The sequence below is a fragment of the Mesorhizobium sp. M7A.F.Ca.AU.002.02.1.1 genome (genome assembly GCF_003998535.1).
Taxonomy (GTDB): Bacteria; Pseudomonadota; Alphaproteobacteria; order Rhizobiales; family Rhizobiaceae; genus Mesorhizobium; species Mesorhizobium ciceri.
In genome coordinates, this window is the sequence record NZ_RZPB01001027.1 from 1 (window position 1) to 1,775 (window position 1,775).

General features: G+C 63.9%; 3 protein-coding genes. 2 read left to right on the forward strand and 1 reads right to left on the reverse strand.

Translation table 11 applies throughout. The features are described from left to right. Window positions 1-44 precede the first annotated feature (44 nt). Window positions 45-212 carry a hypothetical protein gene (locus tag EN879_RS34585; protein WP_013529303.1) on the forward strand — a complete coding sequence of 56 codons (168 nt, stop codon included), beginning with the start codon at window positions 45-47 and terminating at the stop codon, window positions 210-212. 72 nt (window positions 213-284) lie between these two features. Here EN879_RS34585 and EN879_RS34590 read toward each other — a convergent pair whose 3' ends face one another. Continuing rightward, window positions 285-986, reverse strand: a complete 702-nt coding sequence (locus EN879_RS34590; RefSeq protein WP_063169136.1) for a response regulator transcription factor — start codon at window positions 984-986, stop codon at window positions 285-287. A gap of 46 nt (window positions 987-1,032) precedes the next feature. Between EN879_RS34590 and EN879_RS34595 the strand changes: the two genes are divergently transcribed. Continuing rightward, the coding region (locus tag EN879_RS34595) for a response regulator transcription factor (RefSeq protein WP_206521067.1) at window positions 1,033-1,775 on the forward strand (743 nt) is incomplete at its 3' end.

Sequence of the window (1,775 nt, forward strand, 5' to 3'; positions counted from 1 at the left end):
ATCCTGAAGCGACCCGCAACAAACCATTTTGGGGAATTGGTACGATGAAAACGAAATTTGCCGCTTCGGTGCTTTCCGCACTGCTTTACGCCCAGGGCCTGCTCGGCTTTGCCGGCCTTGCCACCGTGCTGCTCAGGGACCGCGCCCACGCTGGCGAGCTGACCATGGGCAGTGACATGCCGGTGGGTCCATCGCTTCTGCTGGTACGCTGAGCGCCAAGAGCGTCGGGGCCGGAGATGGAAAATCCGATGCCCGAAACCAGAGACTGCGTCAGTGCCCGGCAATCAGTCCGCGAATTGCCGCGGCGGATCGAACCGGTAGCCGGCGCCGCGTATGGTGGTGATGGTTTCGGTGTCGAGTTTGCGGCGCAGCCGCACGATGCGCGAATCGATCGAGCGATCGAAGGCATCGGCGTTTTCGGCCGGCGCCGCGGCGATGATGTCGTCGCGCGTCAAAACCTTGCGCGGACTGGCCAGGAACAGCCTGAGCAGCGCCACCTGACCGGGCGAAAGCTGTTCCTCCGTGCCGGAGCGATGCATGACCATCGCCGATCTCAGATCGACGGTCGCGTTCTCCAGCACGATCAGTTCCTGGGTGCCCCTGCCGCGGCGCGAAAGCAGGCCGCCGACACGGGCGGCCAGTTCACGGACATTGAGCGGGCTCTCGATGACGTCGGCCGCACCAAGCTCCAGCGCCAGCACCTTGTCGACAAGATCGGCCGGGCGGCAGATCAGGATGAAATCCGGTCCGCCCTCACCGCCTCCTCCTTGGCCGCCATAACGTCTGAGCAGGTCCCGCCCCTCCGCCTGGCTGAGGCTGTCGCCGACGACGACGACGTCGATGCCCTTTCCCGACAGCAGCGATTCGGCCTCCCAGGGCTGGCGTGCCTGATGCACGTCATGGCCGCGCCGTTCAAGATGGTCGGCGAGTTCGGTCGCGACCACTTCGGCTACCGAAACGAGCGCAATGACGGATCGTGCGGCCATGTTTTCCAACCGTTCCCTGGCAACCCCGATATGAGTGCTGGACATGATGTTTATACCCAATCTACTTTCCACTGAAAGTGGGAGCGAAAGCATCGTGCGGGCAAGAATTGTCATCGTCGAGGATGAGCCCGACCTGAGGGACGCTGTCGCCGAATACCTTGGCGCCGCCGGATATGACGTGGCCACCGCTGAAAGTGCGGCCGCCGCGCGCAGCCTCGTTGAAACGCAGTCGTTTCATCTTGCCATTCTCGACATCGCCATGCCCGGCGAGGACGGCCTCTCGCTTGGCCGCTGGCTGCGTTCGAAACTGCCGATCGGCATCATCTATGCGACCGCGGCCGGCACCGCGCTCGACCGCATTGTCGGGCTGGAACTCGGTGCCGACGACTACATCGTCAAGCCTTACGAATTGCGCGAGGTGCTGGCCAGGGTGCGCAGCGTGTTGCGCCGGGTTCCCCAGCCCAAAGAGCTGCAGGACAAGAGGGCCGGGGCGGATCGCCGTTCCGTTGCCTTCGGCCCCTTCCAGGCCGATCTCGACGGCAGGCTGGTCACCGGCGCCAATGGCGTGGTGATCGACATGGCCAAGAGCGAGTTCGACGTGCTGGAGATTTTCCTCACCCGCGCCAACCGGCTGCTGAGCCGCGCCGCTATCTCCGAGGCGATCGGTTTCACCGAAGATCCGGAATCGTCACGCGCGGTCGACATTCGCATCATGCGGCTGCGCAAAAAGATCGAGGCCGATCCCGCCAATCCGAAATTCCTGCGCACGGTGCGCGGCGAGGGCTATAT